The organism is Faecalicoccus acidiformans, from assembly GCF_014202635.1.
Taxonomy (GTDB): domain Bacteria; phylum Bacillota_I; class Bacilli_A; order Erysipelotrichales; family Erysipelotrichaceae; genus Faecalicoccus; species Faecalicoccus acidiformans.
This window is the reverse complement of the sequence record NZ_JACHHD010000023.1, coordinates 1-16,867: the sequence shown is the minus strand read 5'-3', so window position 1 is coordinate 16,867 and position 16,867 is coordinate 1. Positions and strand designations below refer to the sequence as shown.

General features: G+C 43.2%; 15 protein-coding genes, 2 tRNA genes and 1 other annotated feature. Of the genes, 10 read left to right on the top strand and 7 right to left on the bottom strand.

What is annotated here, in order from left to right:
- Positions 1–215: 215 nt before the first annotated feature.
- From HNQ43_RS08865 to HNQ43_RS08855, 3 genes are read right to left on the bottom strand one after another with little or no spacing between them, the layout of a single operon-like run.
- Positions 216–2,078, bottom strand: coding sequence for a PTS mannitol transporter subunit IICBA (locus HNQ43_RS08865; protein WP_183376909.1), 1,863 nt, complete (start codon positions 2,076–2,078; stop codon positions 216–218).
- Between the two features lie 34 nt (positions 2,079–2,112).
- Positions 2,113–2,874, bottom strand: a complete 762-nt coding sequence (locus HNQ43_RS08860; RefSeq protein WP_244957064.1) for a DeoR/GlpR family DNA-binding transcription regulator — start codon at positions 2,872–2,874, stop codon at positions 2,113–2,115.
- Between the two features lie 53 nt (positions 2,875–2,927).
- Positions 2,928–4,193 carry a zinc-binding dehydrogenase gene (locus HNQ43_RS08855; protein ID WP_183376907.1) on the bottom strand — a complete coding sequence of 422 codons (1,266 nt, stop codon included), beginning with the start codon at positions 4,191–4,193 and terminating at the stop codon, positions 2,928–2,930.
- A gap of 163 nt (positions 4,194–4,356) precedes the next feature.
- Here HNQ43_RS08855 and pfkB point away from each other — a divergent pair, with 163 nt between their 5' ends.
- Positions 4,357–5,268, top strand: a complete 912-nt coding sequence (gene pfkB / locus HNQ43_RS08850) for a 1-phosphofructokinase (protein WP_183376905.1) — start codon at positions 4,357–4,359, stop codon at positions 5,266–5,268.
- Between the two features lie 83 nt (positions 5,269–5,351).
- Positions 5,352–6,233, top strand: coding sequence for a PHP domain-containing protein (locus HNQ43_RS08845; protein ID WP_183376903.1), 882 nt, complete (start codon positions 5,352–5,354; stop codon positions 6,231–6,233).
- Positions 6,234–6,283: 50 nt separating this feature from the next.
- Here HNQ43_RS08845 and HNQ43_RS08840 read toward each other — a convergent pair whose 3' ends face one another.
- Together HNQ43_RS08840 and HNQ43_RS08835 are read right to left on the bottom strand one after the other, a co-directional pair.
- On the bottom strand, positions 6,284–6,847 hold the full coding sequence (locus tag HNQ43_RS08840) for an HdeD family acid-resistance protein (protein ID WP_183376901.1): 564 nt from the start codon (positions 6,845–6,847) through the stop codon (positions 6,284–6,286).
- Between the two features lie 4 nt (positions 6,848–6,851).
- Positions 6,852–7,583 carry an SIS domain-containing protein gene (locus HNQ43_RS08835; RefSeq protein WP_183376899.1) on the bottom strand — a complete coding sequence of 244 codons (732 nt, stop codon included), beginning with the start codon at positions 7,581–7,583 and terminating at the stop codon, positions 6,852–6,854.
- Positions 7,584–7,692: 109 nt separating this feature from the next.
- Between HNQ43_RS08835 and HNQ43_RS08830 the strand changes: the two genes are divergently transcribed.
- From HNQ43_RS08830 to aroF, 3 genes are all read left to right on the top strand, one after another.
- Positions 7,693–8,238 (top strand): DJ-1/PfpI family protein, encoded by a 546-nt coding sequence (locus HNQ43_RS08830; RefSeq protein WP_425321255.1) that lies wholly within the window; start codon positions 7,693–7,695, stop codon positions 8,236–8,238.
- Positions 8,195–10,726 carry a glutamate-cysteine ligase family protein gene (locus HNQ43_RS08825; protein WP_183376897.1) on the top strand — a complete coding sequence of 844 codons (2,532 nt, stop codon included), beginning with the start codon at positions 8,195–8,197 and terminating at the stop codon, positions 10,724–10,726. Before HNQ43_RS08830 ends, HNQ43_RS08825 begins: the two co-directional genes overlap by 44 nt.
- A 29-nt stretch (positions 10,727–10,755) precedes the next feature.
- Positions 10,756–10,987, top strand: a binding site (T-box leader).
- 34 nt (positions 10,988–11,021) lie between these two features.
- Positions 11,022–12,026 (top strand): 3-deoxy-7-phosphoheptulonate synthase, encoded by a 1,005-nt coding sequence (gene aroF, locus HNQ43_RS08820; protein WP_183376895.1) that lies wholly within the window; start codon positions 11,022–11,024, stop codon positions 12,024–12,026.
- 24 nt (positions 12,027–12,050) lie between these two features.
- Here aroF and HNQ43_RS08815 read toward each other — a convergent pair whose 3' ends face one another.
- Together HNQ43_RS08815 and HNQ43_RS08810 are read right to left on the bottom strand one after the other, a co-directional pair.
- Positions 12,051–13,433, bottom strand: a complete 1,383-nt coding sequence (locus HNQ43_RS08815; protein WP_183376893.1) for an aldehyde dehydrogenase — start codon at positions 13,431–13,433, stop codon at positions 12,051–12,053.
- The gene (locus HNQ43_RS08810; RefSeq protein ID WP_183376891.1) at positions 13,420–14,634 is read right to left on the bottom strand and encodes an iron-containing alcohol dehydrogenase; all 1,215 of its coding nucleotides are present in this window, start codon (positions 14,632–14,634) and stop codon (positions 13,420–13,422) included. Before HNQ43_RS08810 ends, HNQ43_RS08815 begins: the two co-directional genes overlap by 14 nt.
- 134 nt (positions 14,635–14,768) lie before the next feature.
- On the opposite strand from HNQ43_RS08810, the gene HNQ43_RS08805 reads away from it, so the two are divergent.
- From HNQ43_RS08805 to HNQ43_RS08785, 5 genes are all read left to right on the top strand, one after another.
- Positions 14,769–14,845: transfer RNA gene (locus HNQ43_RS08805), tRNA-Arg, on the top strand.
- 41 nt (positions 14,846–14,886) lie between these two features.
- Positions 14,887–14,963, top strand: a tRNA-Arg gene (locus HNQ43_RS08800).
- A 107-nt stretch (positions 14,964–15,070) separates the two neighbouring features.
- A complete protein-coding gene (locus HNQ43_RS08795) occupies positions 15,071–15,265 on the top strand; it encodes a nucleic acid-binding protein (protein ID WP_183376889.1) in 195 nt (64 codons plus the stop codon).
- 31 nt (positions 15,266–15,296) lie between these two features.
- Positions 15,297–15,833 carry a dihydrofolate reductase family protein gene (locus tag HNQ43_RS08790; protein ID WP_280525465.1) on the top strand — a complete coding sequence of 179 codons (537 nt, stop codon included), beginning with the start codon at positions 15,297–15,299 and terminating at the stop codon, positions 15,831–15,833.
- Between the two features lie 210 nt (positions 15,834–16,043).
- Entirely contained in the window at positions 16,044–16,190 is a 147-nt protein-coding gene (locus HNQ43_RS08785) for a helix-turn-helix transcriptional regulator (RefSeq protein ID WP_183376885.1), read from the top strand.
- Positions 16,191–16,867: the final 677 nt, after the last annotated feature.

Below are 16,867 nucleotides of genomic sequence, written 5' to 3'. Positions count from 1 at the left end.
GAGACCCCCACTTAAATTTAAAGCGATACAAGAAAAACACCCCAACCAATTTAAAGGCTAGGGTGTACCCCAACATAATTTAATATATCTTTTTTTTGCGGATGAACTTAAGATAATTTTTATGAGATGAGATAATGTAAATATTTTCAGCTGATAAAGATAAAACCCAATCGTCGATTGGGTTTTTAATATCATATATTTGTTTGAAAGACAGACTATTTGGTCAAGATATCCAAGATCCATTGTTTATCTGTTGTCGTTTTCATTTTTTCTAAGACGCTTTCGTCTTCCAGAGCGGTGCAGACTTTGGAAAGAACTTCCATGTGTTCGCCGCCCTTGCCGGCGATACCGATGACGAGTTCGGCCTTTTCTTCTCCAAACGAAACGCCTTGCGGATATTGTAGTAAGACGATTCCGGTCTTTTTGATCGTGCCATCTCCGTGAGTGGTTCCATGCGGAATGGCCAATCCCATACCAATATAGGTTGTGACGATCTTTTCACGCTCTAACATTGCAGGGACATAGTCTGGCGTGACATAGCCTAGTTTTACCAACAATTCACCAGCTGCCGTAATAGCTTCTTCTTTTGTGACAGAGGTTTGATTCAATAAGATACCTTCTTCGATCAATACATCGGAAGCAAAAAGGGAAGAAGAATTATCTTCGGTTGCTGTCTGGTCGCTGGTTTCAGTCACAAGAGCATCTCCTGTCGAAAGCTGGAAGAAGAGCTCATCCAAGGCCGGGTCTGCCAAGAAGTTTTTAATAGTGACTAAAATGGCTTGCGGAGCACATGTTTTGGCTCTCTCTTGTAAAACAGTCTGCACAACAGCAATATCACAATCTGCCGGGATATTATCAACCGAAGTATTGGTTACTGTAATATCGGGTCGTACAGCCTTTAAACGGTTGCGGAATTTTGTGGCACCCATGGCACTGGATCCCATACCGGCATCGCAGGCGAAGACGATTTTTTTGGCCGCAAAAATGTTTTGGTCGGTGATCAAGCCTTTAGACTGAGCCTTCATATCGCTGACTTGATCTTGTGCTTCTTCCAGCGATTTAACTTTTGAACTTGTCAATTTGATGATTGGTCCGGCAATCGCAAAGGAGACACCGGCTGCCAATACGACACCTAACAAGGTCGTGAAAATAGCATCTCGAGGAGCCATCGACAAGAAGGCGATGATCGATCCTGGGGAAGCAGGGCCTTGCAGGCCACATCCTGTGATGGAATAGAATGTGATTGCACAAATATTGCCTACGATCGGCGCGATAATCACGATCGGATTCATCAGAATGTATGGGAAATAGATTTCGTGGATCCCACCAAAGAAGTGAATGATGATAGCTCCTGGGGCAGAATCTTTGGTTGCTTTGTCTTGCGAGAAGACCCAATAAGCCAATAAGACACCTAGGCCAGGGCCGGGATTGGCCTCTAGCATATACATGATCGAGCGTCCGGTTTCGGCAGCTTGCTCAATGCCGATAGGAGTAAAAATTCCGTGGTTGATTGCATTGTTCAAGAATAGAACTTTGGCTGGTTCCACAAAGATGGCAACCAGAGGCAACAGTCCGTGACTGATCAAAATATTGACGCCGGCAGTTAAAACAACCAAGATTCCCTGCATCAATGGTCCAATCAAATAGTAGCCGAAAATGGCTAAAATCATACCCAAGATACCCACAGAGAAGTTATTGATGAGCATCTCAAAACCGGCCGGCATATGACCTTCCATGAGCTGGTCGAATTTTTTTATGATCCATCCGGCCAACGGACCCATGAACATGGCCGCCATCAGCATGGTCTGCCCTTCGGCTCCGGCGATACATCCCATGATCGCAATGGCACCCATGACCATACCGCGATCTTTTCCTACCATACGGCCACCGGTTGCGGCGATCAGTATAGGAAGCAGATAGTTCAACATATAGGGCTGGATCGATGCCAGCTGTTCATTGGGCAGCCATCCATCCGCTATGAATAGAGCGGTGATAAATCCCCATGCGATAAAGGCGCCGATATTGGGCATTACCATGGCAGAAAGGAATTTACCAAATCTCTGAAGTGCATTTTTCATATTATTCTTCCTTACTAGAAAACCGGGAAGAAGTTTATAAGATCAAAACCCCCTGGTTTTCGCATTCTTCTATTAATGTTTTAGGAAGATTTTGGTCGCTGACGACGATATCGACATCTTTTAGATCACAGATCCGATATGTACCGTCTTTTTGGACTTTGGATGAATCCATTAGGACAATGATTTTTTTCGATCGTTGGACAACAGCTCTTTTGAGCTGGGCATCTAAGAAGGATTCGCACGTAAAACCGGTTCTCTCGGAATAACGAGTAACTCCCAAAAATGCGATATCAAACGAGACGTTTTCTAAAAAACGAACGGCATCCATCCCTGTGACGCTCAAGGAATTACGATTGATCATACCGCCGGCTAAAAAACACTGGGCATCTTTTAAATGAGCCATTTCAACAGCGCAAGTGATTCCGCTGGTAAAAAAAGTATTGGGCTGATCTTTTAAGATGTTGGACAACATCGTGGTCGTACTTCCTGAATCGATAAAAATCGTTTTATGGGCTTCAACGAGTTCTAAAGCCTTGCGGGCAATGTACATTTTTTCGTCTGTATTTTGGATATAGCGTTTCTTCAAAAAATCATCGTTTCCGGTGACGGTTTCGAGAGATTTTGCGCCTCCGTGGATCCGTACCAGCCTTTGATTCGCATCTAAGACTTTCAGGTCGGTACGTAAAGTCATATCCGACACTTTCGGGAAACGTTCCTTGATCTGTGCAAACGTGACGCTTCCCTGATCATTGACAAAACGGACGATATCATTTCGTCGCTGTTCCATTACTTCCATTTGAGTCCTCCTGTTTATTTACTGCTCCTGGGCAAAAAACAGGAGGCAGTAAACTAAGCTTCTTCTTTAAAATGTGCCAGCAGATATTCCTCGGCTTCAGGACACCATAAGCCCTTGTTGGCTTCTACGATATCGGCAAGTTTTCCATAACGAGGATCTTCTGCTTCTTTGGAACGCAGATCTTCCAATGCGATCAATGGCATAGAGATATGCGTATAGATCAATTTTTTTCCGCCTGGGATCTTTGGCAGATTCAAAGTGGTTTCGGCCGCCGCATCCAGACCGCCGATATGTGTGACCATAACGGCAGGATCGATTCGGCCTTGCGCTGTCAATTCCAGAGATTCAATCATATCGGCCGTGTTGCCGCCGGTAGTACCCATTACATGGGTAGAATTATAGTGTACATCATAGAAATTCATTTTGGCGCTGAATTGATTATCCGTAGGACCGGCGAAGAAATTAAGACATCCATCGCGTCCTAAGATGCCGCTACATTGTTCTACGACAGCAGCGACCGGCGCATAACAGAAGACGTCATCGTAACCGGTATTTCCGGAGAGCTCGCGTAAATAAGCAACCGGATCTTCTTTATCCCCAGTATTGACAAAATGCAGATCGATGCCGTCGGCTTTTGCTTCTTCTGGCGAAAACAAGTGTGCTGCCCGATCCAGACGGTCCTGGTTGACGTCGGTCACTACGATCATGGAAGGACGAACATCGCGGTGTAAAGCATAGGTCAAAGCGCCTAATCCCATTGGGCCGGCTCCTGCCATGATGGCTAGTTTTCCGCCTTCTTTAATGCCCATCTGATGGGTATATACTCCCATCTGTGTGTGATAGGCGGCATTGAAAGCACCAATGCTGCAAGACATCGGCTCAGCTAGAGAAGCTTCGTAATACGCTTTTCCTTTATATTCTAACAAACATCCTAATTCCATGACTTCTGCCGGAATGATACAGTAGGTCGCATCCCCGCCGAAGAATTCATAAGAATATCCTGGAGACCACATCGTTCCTTTATAGTTCAAGGCAGGCTGTAAAGTAAATTTCATGCCCGGCTTGAATTTGTCTTGATGTTTGGCTCCTACCTGTACGATGTCTCCTGCCATTTCGTGCCCCATAATCGCTGGATGATCGGCCACATCTTCATGCACACGTTTATGCTTTGTACCTAGAATAGCACATTTGTAAGTAGACATACAAACGCTGTCAGAGACCACTTTGACCAATATTTCATCGTCTTTGATCTCGGGCAATTCAAATTCATCCAGGCGCAGATCGTTGGCACCGTGGAGGCGAACCGCTTTAACTTTCATTTTAACAACTCCTTTCTCGTTTTAACTGTTGTAACAAAAGTTCTAATTGTAGTTTATCACGATTTCTTGACTTGTCAACTGTTAATTCAACAATTTATAGTTTGACTTTCAACAATCTGAGTGGTATTCTGTTTTTAGAAAGAAAAGATCATAGGAGGATATTATGATTTATACTGTCACATTTAACCCATCTTTAGACTACATCATTCAAGTGAAAGATTTTCAAACTGGCCAGATCAACAAAACAACTTATGAAAAGATCTTGCCGGGCGGCAAAGGCATCAATGTTGCGATCGTTTTAAGCAACTTGGGCCACGAAAGCACGGCGCTTGGCTTCATGGCCGGTTTTACCGGAAAAGAGATCGAACATCGATTGGAGAATTTTGGCTGTGCTTCATCATTTATTCAAGTCCAGGAAGGACTGTCGCGCATCAATGTCAAAATGAAATCCAATGAAGAAACCGAAATCAACGGACAAGGCCCTAAGATTCAGCGCGAAGATATTGAAAAGTTATTTAAACAACTGGATCAGCTGACAAACCAAGATATCTTGGTGATTTCAGGAAGTATACCAAATACCTTGCCAGATACGATGTATGAGCAGATCTTGGAAAGAGTTCAGCCTATAGGATGCAAAGTTGTAGTCGATGCGACCAATACTTTATTGATGAAGGTCTTAAAGTATCATCCATTCTTGATCAAACCCAATAATTTCGAATTAGGCGAGATCTTCGGGGTCTCTTTAACGACACGTGATGAAGTGATTCCGTATGCGAAAAAGCTTCAAGAACTGGGAGCACAGAATATTTTAGTTTCGATGGCCGGGCAAGGGGCGGTCTTGCTGGATGAAAAAGGAGAGGTGCATCAAAGCCGGGCTCCGAAAGGAGAAGTAATCAATTCTGTAGGAGCTGGTGATTCGATGGTTGCCGGATTCCTATCCGGATATCTTGAATCTAACCAGGATACGCAATACGCTTTCATGAAAGGAATCTGTTGCGGAAGCGCCAGCGCTTTTTCGGAAAACCTGGCTACCAAAGAAGAAGTATTTGCTTTGATGGATACGATGAAAGATTGACAATGAGTCAGTCTTTTTTTATTTTCTGAGATTGCAGTCGATCCTTTCTTTGACTAAAATAGAAATGCGAAAGGAAGGCTAAGATGAACGATTTTGATCTGCATATGCATTCTTCCTACAGTAAAGACGGCCAGTTTGCACCCAAAGAACTTGTTGAAATGCTGAAGGAAGCAAAAATAAAAACGGCTGCCCTCTGTGATCACGATACGGTAGAGGGCGTACTGGAAATGATTGAAGAAGGAAAGAAAGAAGGAATTCGAATCATTCCGGCCTTGGAGTGTTCTACCCTTTTGGGAGAATACGAAGTGCATGTATTAGGATATGGTATCGATTTGAAGGATCCTTATTTTCATGGTCTGGCACAAAGGATCGATCGAGAAAATGAAGGAACTTTTCATCAGCGAGTCGAAAAGCTACGGGCAAAATACCATGTTGAGATCGACGAAGAAAAAGTGATTCAGGAAGCTCACGGTAAAAACCCCTGGTTCAATATGATGGATTCTTTATTTTCGGATCCTCGTTATCAAGATATTCCGGATTTTCAAGATTACATCGCCGGCGGGAAGCGTTGCGATCCGGCTCCGGTCAATTTCTTCTATGATCTGTGCGGGCCGGGAACCGATCTTCATGTATCTGCGTATTCGCCGGATTTTAAAGAGACTGTTCAGCACATACACGATGCGGGCGGTCTGGCTGTGATTGCCCATCCGTTCCGGACATTTTATCAGGAAGAAGAACGCTTTCAATACGCTTTGGATTGCAGAATCGACGGAATAGAAGCGTATAGTAACTATCATGAACCGTTCCATAACCAATATTATGAAAAACTGGCTAAAGAGAATCATTTGCTGATTACTTGCGGCAGCGACTTTCACGGAGAGAAAAAGCCAAGTATCCGCATGGGAGAATATGGCCTGAAAAAAGACGGATCTGAGTTTTTAGAGGCTTTCTTAAAAGCACTATAATAAAAAAGCAGGGATCCTGCTTTTTTTTGTGAACTTACATATCAATAGTATTATAGATAATCGTGCATATCCTTTTCATATTCTTTTTTTGCTTTCCGTAAAGTGCGGTCAAATCCAAACAAGAGACATCCTTCTACAATCAAAGCAATCCCAATGATCTGCAAAATGAAGGCGACCGACTGTAAAGGCCGAAATAAGAATAAAACGCCGAACAGTAAAGCTATGGCAGCAATTCCAGCGGTGATCGTCCAGTTAGAAAAGCCGTAATCTTTCAATAAAAATGCCTTCTGCAGCTGCATGATGGAATTGATGATCATAACGATTCCCGTTAAGATAGGCAAAATCGCAATCAAAGATTCTGGAGAAATCAACATCAACAGACCGATCAGGGCAGCGGGAAGGCCCGTAAATAAAGGACCGGCATCTATGGATGCTCGTTTTATAAAATACATATAAAGAAGGGTGCCGCCTATGGCGATCAAGATCACGCCTAAGATCCGGGTGGCGATCGTCAGGAGATCATTGTTCAGAATGAATAAAAGGATTCCCCCAATCAGATAGAGGAGTGCCTGAATGCGCACTTCTTTTTGCGTGGGATTGATTAAATGGTTCATGCGATCATCTCCTTTTTTGAATCACATAGGTTTCAAACAACTCTTTATTATAGGCATCGGCTCCATCGGCATTGGAAGAGCGAAAGACCGGTGCGTCCTTTTTATTTTGAATCAAAAGATCGACAAATGCTCCCATGATGCATTGCGACAGATAACAACCTGTCAGTGTGCTGATCGGGCCCATGCGATGATTTGGGTCGATCTCGATTCCGGCATCTCCATAAGGCGCCATATTGTCCAGTACGATGTCTGCCAATTCAAACAAGCGCTTTGAAGAAGCGTGACGGCTGGCAATTTGTGATGAATGCTTCATACTTGTGATGGCGATGATCTTAACGCCCTTGGCTTTTAGCCGGCAAGCATATTCCACCACCAAAGCATTTCTTCCGGAATTGCTCGCAAAGAAAACAACGTCGCCCTCTTTTACATCATACAGATGTTCCAAAACATCGGCATAGGCTGCTGTGCGCTCGATCGTCGTGCTCTTTGTGGGGTGCGTGGCCAAAGTCAATTCAATTTCTACGATGGGATAGATTTTGGCATAGCCGCCTGCACGGGCATACAAGTCTTGTCCCAACATATGGGAATGACCGGTTCCAAAGGTATACAAAGTATGATCATGAATGGTGGCTTCGTAACACAGTTGAGCCGCTTTTTGAATCGGTTCCTTATTCTTCTGATATGCCATCGAGAAGGCCTGGATACAATAATCGGTATAGGTTTTTGCGAAATCCATAGTATAATCTCCGTTTTTTTAATTATAACACTTTTAGGAAAGGGGCGGAAAAGATGTAAACGAATTGGCAGTATAAATGGCTTCGTTGTATACTGATACCGAGGTGAGAATGATGAAAGTTTGTGTTGTGATGGATAATGGATTTGAAGAATTAGAAGCCATGGGCCCCATTGCTTTATTGCGAAGAGCGGGTCTGGACGTGGATCTGATTGGGATAGAAAATGATTCTGTAACGGGTCGCTTTGGGGTGACTTATTCACCGGTGATCCCAATGGATGCTTATGATTTTTCAAAAGCCGATTGCCTAGTATTGCCAGGAGGCCCCCACTGGCAAAAGATCGAAAAAAATGAAAAGATTCTTGAACAGCTGCGAATCTTTGCCCAGGACAAGATCTTGGCAGCTATTTGTGCGTCGCCGACGATCTTGGGAAAGCTCGGATTGTTAAAAGGAAAAAGATATACTTGTTTCAAAAGCATGGATGAGGATTTTGGCGGAGAATATATCTATGCTTATGCCGTAACGGACGGAAATTTAATTACGGGAGTTTCGGCAGCTGCCAGTATCGAATTTGCGTTTGCGATCATTGAAAAGCTGATGGGAAAGGAAAAGTGTGACGAAGTCAAACAATCGATCTATTATGATGCCGCTCATTGATTATTTTCAAAAAGGGGCCAAAAATCGCCAGACTGGGCAAATTGGATTGGAAGTGGAACATTTTCTGATCTCTAAAAAGGATGGAAAACCGATGCCTTATCATGGGTCCCATGGAGTAGGGTGGCTTTTAGAAACTCTAAAAGATGACTACCCGAAGCATTACTATGAACAAGGACAACTCATAGGATTGGAATCCAAAGAGGTTTTGATCACTTTAGAACCGGGTTCGCAATTAGAGATCTCGATTGCCTGTATGGCGGATTTGGATCAGATTCTCACAATTTATCTGCGTTCTTTAAAACCAATCTTAAATGTACTTTCCAAGACAGAGTATGAATGCTGCTGGAGCGGAGGATTGCCCACGGTGTCAGCCGGACAAGTGGTTCGTATCGATAAAAAACGATATGAATTAATGGAACGTTGGTTTGAAAAGACAGGGACGCGCGGCAAGGAAATGATGAAAGCCACGGCGGCAGTGCATGTCAGCGTCGATTATCAAGATGAGGAAGATTTTATTCGAAAGTATCGAGTAGCCAATATTCTGCACCCTCTCTTTGCCTTCTTGTGTTCGCACACGCCAATGTATGCCGGAATAAAAAATGAAGATATCTTGTTGCGAGATTCTATTTGGCAAGATACCGATTCTGCTCGCTGCGGGATTTTCCCTAAGTTGTTTGATTCGGATTTTGGCTTTGAAACTTATGCGCAAGCCATCCAAGAGATGCCTTTGATCTTGATGAATGACCAGGGACAGTTTATTGATACTCAGGCGAAGACTTGTGAAGAAGTCGCTCAGATCTATGGGTATGATCATCAAGCGATTGCTCATTATCTCTCGATGGTCTTTTGGAACGTAAGGCTGAAACAATTTATAGAGATTCGCAGTGCGGATTCGATGCCGCCTTTATATACACAGGCTTATTGTGCTTTGATCAAAGGACTTTTTTATCAAGAAAGCACAATCCAGAAGTATTTGGCATTGACCACGCAGGTCCAAGATATTCAAGAAGCTCTTGATCATCTTCGCAAAGATGGATATGATGCGCAGGTTTATGGATATGGCGCAAAAGATCTGCTTCAGACGATGTTGGAGGATGCCAAAAAGGGACTGGATCCGAAAGAACAGGCATATTTGATGCCTTTGGAAGAATTGGTTTCCATGCGTTCGCATCGTATGGATCTTTCCGTTGAAGAATCGTATCGAAAATGGATCGAAACTCACTGGCTTTCTTCCAAAGAGAGTGCAATGGCAATCACCCACGCGATTCAGAAAAGCGAATTGAATCTGGGAGGGAATATGTATACTCGAACTTTACATATCCCTAAAATTTTTACGCAACAAGACAAGCAGATTTTTCAATCAATTGTCAAAACGACATATGGAATCTTTACAAAAGTGATCCAGGCTTACAAAAAAGATGCCGAGATTCGAAAATGCTTTGGTTTTTCTTCTGATCTGGAAGAACTGATCCTTTGCGAACCGGCCTATGCCAGTCCGATCCCTATCTGTCGTATCGATATTTTTTATCAAGAGAATACAAAAGATTTTGCGTTTTGTGAATTTAATACGGATGGAACTTCAGCTATGAACGAAAATAAGCGGCTGAACGATTTTCTGAAACTTAATAATATCTATCAAAAAGATCCGCATGCATATGAAATTTTAGAACTTGTCGATTCTTGGGCGGATGCTCTGATCCAAACGATGAACCAGGATCCCATTGTTTCTCGAAATTCGCGAATTGGGATTTGTGATTTTTTAGAGAATGCCTATTATACCGAACTCTATGTTTTCGAAAAAGTATTCCAGGAAAAGGGATATGACTGTGAAGTGATCGATATCCGTCAATTGGAATATACGAATGGAAAACTGATTTCAAAGAAGACAAAAAAAACGATCGATGTGATATACCGCAGGGCTGTTACACGAGATGTAATGGATCATTATGATGAGATCCAACCCTTTATCCAAGCTTATAAAGACCATGCGATTTGTTGTATCGGGGCATTCCAGACGCAGCTGGTTCATCATAAACAAATCACGCAGGTTCTGATGGATCCGCGGATGCAGAAATACTTTACCCAGGAAGAAGTAAAATTTATCGAGGCCCATTGTCCTTTAACTTATGATCTGACAGAAAGTATTTTAGAAAAAGTTACGGCTAATAAAGATCAATGGATCATCAAGCCTAAAGATTCTTATGCTTCCAAAGGTGTCTGGGCTGGTGTGGATCTGCATTTGGAACAATGGAAAACAGTCTTGGAGGCCCATCTGGATCAAAATTATATCGTACAGCGCTATGTGACTCCTTACCATACAACCAACATAGATTTGGTGAATCAGGAAGTCTTTATGGAATATTCTAATATGACGGGGCTTTATGTCTATAATGGAGAGTTTGCGGGTGTCTATTCTCGATTGAGCGATGGCGGTATCATTTCTACGCAATATAACGAAAAGACGATATCTACGCTTTTTCTTCGTTGACAAAGAAAATTCTGTTCAATAAAATATAGACAACTACAGCGATAAGAAAGAGTATATAAAGGAGAAACGGTAGAGACCTTCTGGCTGGTGAAAAGAAGGGTGGACCTTTATAGAATACATCTTGGAGTAGAAAACTGAATCGAGTAGGTTTTTCCGGCTGCACCCGTTATCGTGATAGAGTCTGTCTGGACTCAATGAGGAGAAGACTGTGAAGTTTTCTTGAATTAAGGTGGTAACGCGATCGTCCCTTTCGCCCTTAAGGTGGAAGGGATTTTTGTATAGAGGAGGGATCGGTATGATCATCGTATTTAAGCCTCAGGCTCAAGAAAAAGAGGTTAAACGTGTCTTAGATAAGGTTGAAAGATTAGGATTGAAAACACATATCTCTCAAGGGGAAAATACTCTTGTCGTCGGATTGGTGGGAGATACCACACGAATCGACCCTAAACGAATCGAAGTTGAAGAGAGTGTAGATCGCATTGTGAAGGTCAGCGAACCATATAAATTGGCAAACCGAATGTTTCACCCTGAAGATACGGTCGTAGATGTATCTGGTGTATTAGTCGGCAATGATCATTTGACTCTAATTGCCGGTCCGTGTTCAGTGGAATCGCAAGAGCAGGTTCTTCAGATTGCACGGGATATTAAATCGAGTGGAGCGGACTTGTTGCGAGGGGGTGCTTATAAGCCTCGAACATCTCCTTACTCTTTTCAGGGAATGGGATCACAAGCTTTGGATTACTTATGCGAAGCCAAAAAAGAGACTGGCTTGCCGATCGTCAGTGAACTGATGTCGGAAAAACATATTGATGAGTTTAATGACAAAGTAGATTTGGTTCAGATCGGAGCAAGGAATATGCAGAATTTCGACTTGTTAAAAGAAGTGGGGGAACGAGTCAAGAAACCGATTCTGCTCAAGAGAGGATTATCGAACACGTATGAGGAGTGGCTGATGTCTGCGGAATATATCTTGTCTCATGGAAATCCCAATGTGATCTTATGTGAAAGAGGAATTCGTACTTTTGAAAGCTACACTCGCAATACTTTGGATCTGCAGGCGATTCCGGTGCTTAAACGCTTGACGCATTTGCCAATCGTGATCGACCCGAGTCACGCTGGAGGAAAATGGTGGTTAGTGGAGCCGATGGCCAAGGCCAGTGTAGCTGCCGGGTGTGACGGGGTCATGGTTGAAGTGCATAATGATCCGGAATCTGCTTTGTGCGATGGCCCTCAATCTTTAAAGCCTGAACGTTTTGATCAGTTAGCCAAATCTTTGCGTGCCTTAAAAAATATCATTTAAAAAAGAGTCCGAAATGGACTCTTTTTACTTTAAGAAGAAACGAATCATGCGATCGTATAACCTTGTATATGGCTGATAACGTATAGGCAGATCCAGCCATGTCTTTTTGTCGACCATGCTTTTTTTATGCGAGAAAGTGTCGAAGCCTACTTTGCCGTGATAGGCTCCCATGCCGCTTTCTCCAACGCCGCCGAATCCCATTTGTGTTGTGGCTAAATGGATAATCGTATCGTTGATACATCCGCCGCCAAAGGAACAATGATTTTTGATGCGTTCAATATGTTCTTTGTGTGAAGAAAAAATGTATAGGGCCAGAGGATCCGGGTGCGATTGGATCGTTTGAATCGCTTGATTCAGGTCAGAATAGGTCAGAATCGGGCAAAGAGGTCCGAAAATCTCTTCTTGCATGATGGGATCGGACCAGGCAACATCATCGATTATCGTCGGCTCGATTTGTAAGGAAGAAGGGTCTGCCTTTCCGCCGTAGATGACTTTTTTGGGATCTATCAAAGAACAAAGGCGATGAAAATGTTTCTCATTGATGATTTTTCCATAATTCGGGTTCTGGTGCAAAGGATCTTCTGTGTATTGTTTTTGAATTTCCTTTCGCAATGCGTGGACAAGGGCATCGTGCACCTTTTCATGACAAAGAATATAGTCTGGGGCGACGCACGTTTGTCCGCAATTCAGATATTTTCCAAAAGCGATGCGTCGGGCAGCCAAAGCAATGTCGGCGCTCTCATCTACGATACATGGACTTTTTCCGCCTAACTCTAAAGTGATCGGCGTTAAATAATGGCTGGCTTTTTCCATGACGACTTTTCCAACGGATTTACTGCCGGTAAAGAAGATGTAGTCGAATTTTTGTTCTAAAAGAGCTTGATTCTCTTTTCGCCCTCCGGATATACAAGTGATCAGCTCGGGTTCAAAGAATTCATGGATCAGGCGTTCTAAGATGGCACTGGTATGTACCGAATAAGCGCTTGGCTTTAAGATCACGGTGTTTCCGGCGGCAATCGCATCTGCCAATGGATCGATCGTCAATAAAAATGGATAGTTCCAGGGAGACATGATCAATACGACTCCATAAGGAGAAGGTTTCACAAAACTGCGGGAAACATATTGGGCTAAAGGGGTTCGAACTCGTTTTTCTTTGGCGAATGATCTTGTATGACGAATCATATAGGAGATTTCGCTTAGGGCAAGGCCCACTTCGCACATATAACTTTCGGTCGAGGATTTTCCCAAATCCAGTTTTAAAGCATCGATGATCTTTTCTTCATTGGCTTCGATTACTTTTTTTAGTTTTTTTAAGGTCTCGATTCTTTTTTCTACAGGCAGGGTAGCACCGCTTTCAAAGTAATGTCGTTGTTTTTGGATTCGTTGGCGAATTTCATTCGTTTCCATTATGTACCTCCATCAATGCGCGATAATAGGATTCCAGTTCCTTCGCGTTCATCTCTAAAGGGACTGGATATAGGGGATTGGCTTCTTTTGCCGCTTGGGATGCTAAATAGGGGATGTCTTGTTCCTGGATCTCTTTGAATGTATCAGGAATACCAAATGTCTTTTTCATGGTTTTGATGGCATCGATAAATCCTTGCGCGCGAATCTTTTCATCGGGATCGCGAGAAGCCCCAGAAATGAGGGCAAGTTCGGCCAGTTTTTTGGTTGCCTTGTCCCCATAGGCCTCTAAGATCATGGGTAGGATCACCGCATTGGCATAACCATGGGGAATATTGTATTTTCCACCTAACGAGTGGGCAATCGCATGGACATAGCCGACATAAGATTGAGAAAAGGCATTTCCTGCCATGAATGCAGCTTCCAGCATATTTTTGCGGGCATCCAGATCACCGGGGTCGTTGACTGCCTTGGCAAGATTCATAAAAATCAAGGTGATTGCTTTTGTCGCATCGGCTCGGGTTTCTTTAGTTGTAGAATTTCCGATATAAGCTTCTACCGCATGAGTCAAGGCATCCATTCCTGTTGTGGCGGTTAAAGATGCGGGCAAAGTTTTGGTTAAGTAAGGATCCAAGACTGCATATTGTGGGATCAAAGGGAAGTCGTTAATGGGATATTTATGCCGTGTTTTTGAATCTACGATCACTGCGGCCAATGTGGTTTCACTTCCCGTTCCTGCTGTCGTTGGAATTGCCACTAAAGGAGGGATCTTCTTAATGACTTTTAAGATCCCTTCCATCTTTGCCAAACTCTTATGGGGCCGGGCAATACGGGCTCCGGTTGCTTTGGCGCAATCGATTGAAGATCCGCCGCCAAAACCGATCAAAGCTTGACAATGATGTTGATGATAAAGGGCCAAGGCTTCTTCAACGTTGTCGCTGGTTGGATTGGGGACGGTTTTATCGTAAACGACACATTGAATACCGTTCTCTTTTAGGTCTTTTTCCAAAGGAGTGCATAATCCGAAGGACCGAATACTTTGATCTGTGATCAAAAGGACAGTATTGATCTGTTTTGAATGAAACAGATGAGAAAGAGAGAAAATACTGGGTAAAATCTCTGGCTTGCGATAAGGTAAAAATGGCAAGGCTATATGTAATATATTTTGATAGACCCGACAATATGTCTTCTGGACAGGATTCATATGTAAAGCTCCTTTCTTTGATAATCAAAGTTTTTCCAAACCACGTTTTATCACGCACGCCTGCGTCTGTCAATTCCTGAAAGTAGGAAAATGATGGCAATATTTGATTTTTATTGTATAATGATTAGGCAAATGCGCCTGTAGCTCAATTGGATAGAGTATCAGATTCCGATTCTGGCGGTTGTAGGTTCGAGCCCTATCAGGCGCGCCATAGTCAAAAAGCTCAGCGTAAGCTGGGCTTCATTCAAATTTGTCGCCATAGCTCAGCAGGACAGAGCAACCGCCTCCTAAGCGGTAGGTCGGAGGTTCGAATCCTCTTGGCGACGCCATGAACTATTGTCGAAAGCCTAAATGGATGGGGCTTTCGTTTTTTTTGCTTATTTTTGCTCAAGGATCAAATGGTATACTAAAGCTATAGAAAATATGGGAGGGTCGTATGAGAAAGTGTATCCGATGCAACTGTGATATGGTTGAAAATTTTGATGTTAAAGTAGAGGGAGGCGCCAATGGATTGAAAATAACAGAACAAGGGATCTTTAAGGATAATCTTGGCAAAGTCAATGTGGCTGTATGCCCTGAATGCGGGTATCTTGAATTCTATCTTAAAGATACTGAAAAGATACGATATTGATTTGGAGATCGGCATATATGAAAAAATAAACTTGTATATAGCTATGAGCCTGGATGGTTATATCGCGGATGAAAAAGGCGGTGTTGACTGGCTTGGAGGACAAAACAACGATCAAGATTTCGGCAATGATGATATGGATTCTTATTCCGATTTTATTAGCGATATTGATACGGTCATTATGGGGTGGAATACATATCATCAAATTGTTACTGAACTTTCGCCTAATAAATGGATTTATGATCATTTAACGACATATGTCATAACCCACCATAAAATAGCGTCTTTTAAGAACAAGATTTTCACCGATGAAAATCCAGTTGAACTTTTAAGAAAACTTCGATTAGAAAAGGGCAAAGGCATATGGATATGTGGAGGTGCTAATCTTGTCCAACAATTGATCAAAGAAGATGTTATAGATGTTTATTACATCACAGTGATTCCTACTTTATTGGGGGCGGGGATTCGGCTCTTTGAAAATATAGGCCGTGAAATTAAGCTGAGGCTAGTCAAGGTTCATTCTTATAATGGCATGACAGATCTAATCTATGTAAAGAGAGCAGTTTCATGATGTCTTGTTCCTTGATCATAATTTCATAAGGCTTATCAAGGAAAGTGATATTATGCAAAAAACAAAGACGGTCAGCCAATCTACAAAGCCATGCAGACAGCAGAAAAAATAAGAAAATGCCTTAAAGGCTTGTAGAAAAAGGGACTCTCCTGCCAGTAGATTGCCTATTGCCTCATAAGTGGCTAAAATGGCCTTAAGAGGTGTAAATAGATGTATCAAATCAACAATGAAAAATTTGGACAGTTTCTGAGTGAGATACGAAAAGAAAAATCAATGACTCAAAAGGAATTGGCGGATAAATTGTTTGTGTCGGACAAAACAGTCAGTAAATGGGAAAGAGGGGGTTCACTTAGATAAAGATACCACATCAATCCCACGCTGACTTTTGCTCAACCGATACAGCCGGAGGGCTGGATAACAAGAAAAGGCGGTATGCGCCCCGTGGAGGGGTAGCGTACCGCCTTTTCTTGTGGGGGTTTCCAAAGGGGGCAACGCCCCCATTTGGCACACGACTTTGCGAAGCAAAGTGTAGTGTGTTATACGCTCTGTCGGCGTTGCCGTGAAAATGCCGTTGCCGCCGGGGAGGGCAAGGGCATTTGGAGCGGCAGGAAAACAGGGCTGTGCTTGCGTGGCGTAGAGCCGTAAGCACAGGTCTGGTTTCAACAGCAGACTGGGCGTATATGAAAGCCCCCGTCCCTCGTCCTACGCTCCGACTTGTGGACAAAGTGTCCCGAAGTTGTGGCTACACTCCCGGAAAAGTAACAGGACAGCGGGCAACCGTCAAGGCTGAAATGAACGGGCTTACACCCGGCCTTGACCGCCACCCGCCGTTCCGCTGAATGGGTGAACAAGGCGACCAATCCCTCAAAGTGCTTGGCCGCTCTCTTTCTGATTTTGGAGTGTTTCTTTTCTCATAATTGAAATGGGCGGGAAGCCATTTGGGTATCCAAAATAATTAGGGGTCTTCAATTTGGGGGTCTATTTAGGGGTCAATCTAGGGGACCATTTTAGGGGTCTGTGAATTGACCCCTTTT

Excerpts from the sequence above, each read along its gene's own strand:
- pfkB (WP_183376905.1), top strand. The coding sequence starts at position 4,357 with ATGATTTATACTGTCACATTTAACCCATCTTTAGACTACATCATTCAA.
- HNQ43_RS08795 (WP_183376889.1), top strand. The coding sequence starts at position 15,071 with ATGAGAAAGTGTATCCGATGCAACTGTGATATGGTTGAAAATTTTGAT.
- aroF (WP_183376895.1), top strand. The coding sequence starts at position 11,022 with ATGATCATCGTATTTAAGCCTCAGGCTCAAGAAAAAGAGGTTAAACGT.
- HNQ43_RS08855 (WP_183376907.1), bottom strand. The coding sequence starts at position 4,193 with ATGAAAGTTAAAGCGGTTCGCCTCCACGGTGCCAACGATCTGCGCCTG.
- HNQ43_RS08860 (WP_244957064.1), bottom strand. The coding sequence starts at position 2,874 with ATGGAAGTAATGGAACAGCGACGAAATGATATCGTCCGTTTTGTCAAT.
- HNQ43_RS08810 (WP_183376891.1), bottom strand. The coding sequence starts at position 14,634 with ATGAATCCTGTCCAGAAGACATATTGTCGGGTCTATCAAAATATATTA.
- HNQ43_RS08815 (WP_183376893.1), bottom strand. The coding sequence starts at position 13,433 with ATGGAAACGAATGAAATTCGCCAACGAATCCAAAAACAACGACATTAC.
- HNQ43_RS08865 (WP_183376909.1), bottom strand. The coding sequence starts at position 2,078 with ATGAAAAATGCACTTCAGAGATTTGGTAAATTCCTTTCTGCCATGGTA.
- HNQ43_RS08835 (WP_183376899.1), bottom strand. The coding sequence starts at position 7,583 with ATGGATTTCGCAAAAACCTATACCGATTATTGTATCCAGGCCTTCTCG.
- HNQ43_RS08845 (WP_183376903.1), top strand. The coding sequence starts at position 5,352 with ATGAACGATTTTGATCTGCATATGCATTCTTCCTACAGTAAAGACGGC.
- HNQ43_RS08785 (WP_183376885.1), top strand. The coding sequence starts at position 16,044 with ATGTATCAAATCAACAATGAAAAATTTGGACAGTTTCTGAGTGAGATA.
- HNQ43_RS08840 (WP_183376901.1), bottom strand. The coding sequence starts at position 6,847 with ATGAACCATTTAATCAATCCCACGCAAAAAGAAGTGCGCATTCAGGCA.
- HNQ43_RS08830 (WP_425321255.1), top strand. The coding sequence starts at position 7,693 with ATGATGAAAGTTTGTGTTGTGATGGATAATGGATTTGAAGAATTAGAA.